The organism is Aliivibrio sp. A6 (assembly GCF_028765505.1).
Taxonomy (GTDB): Bacteria; Pseudomonadota; Gammaproteobacteria; order Enterobacterales; family Vibrionaceae; genus Aliivibrio; species Aliivibrio finisterrensis_A.
The window spans coordinates 1-913 of record NZ_JARACR010000097.1 but is presented as its reverse complement, the minus strand read 5'-3'; the positions used below and the strand labels follow the sequence as shown (position 1 = coordinate 913).

1 protein-coding gene is annotated in these 913 nt (G+C 40.5%); it reads right to left on the bottom strand.

Going from position 1 to position 913, the window contains the following annotated elements:
* The coding region (locus PVK70_RS18755) for an IS110 family transposase (RefSeq protein WP_165367256.1) at nucleotides 1–838 on the bottom strand (838 nt) is incomplete at its 3' end.
* Nucleotides 839–913 lie beyond the last annotated feature (75 nt).

The window sequence follows — 913 nt, the reverse complement described above, 5'->3', positions numbered from 1 at the left end:
AAACACTGCGGAGTCTTTGTCCTGAGCTTTTCTTAGCAATACTACCAATATTTTCTTTTCCTCCAGAGCTGTGCTGAACTGGAGTGACACCAATACAGGCAGAAGCTGCTCGTCCATTGGTAAACGCTTTACCATCACCTAGTGCAATAACTAAACCAATAGCTCCTAAAGGTCCTACCCCTTCAAGTTTCATGAACTTTTGGCACTGATGATTTTTCTGAACTTCGACTTCAAGTTGCTCTGTTATTGAATCTAAATGCTCAACTTGATGGCGGTAATTTTCCCATTGGGAAAATAAAACAGCTCTTAATGAATGAGGTAGCTCATTTTCTGCATCTTCAAAAATATAAGGCATTGCTTCTCGAAGTGCTTTATCGCCTTTTGCTATCGTTATTCCAAACTCTCCAAGCAATGAACGAATTTGATTTGAAATGGCGATACATTGAGATTTCTGTAAATCCCTTATTCGCTCTAAAGATTGTAAGCCTTGCTCATCAATCGTTAGTATTCTTGTCGGTTTTATCGTGAGCTGCGTTGCAGCCACAGCAATTGCCAAGGCATCATTTCTATCTGTTTTTTGTGTCGTTCGAAATGGTTTTACATGACGAGCATGCATCGCCTTTACTGATAGGCCGAGCTTTAACGCAAAGCGTGACCAATACTGACTGGAAGCGCATGCTTCCATAGCGACCAAGCAATCTTTTTCTCTGCTAAGCAGCTCTTTTAATCCTTTTCTAGAGACTGCTTTGTTGTAAGAGATCTTATTTTTTGACGTAACCTTGCATACCTGAAGAACATCTTTTGCCAAATCAATAGCAATGATAGTAGGATTACTCATGTGTGGACTCCTTTGGTTGCTTTCTTTGTCGAATTCAAACCGTACACCCTCAAAGGGAGGGAGTCCATACATCTA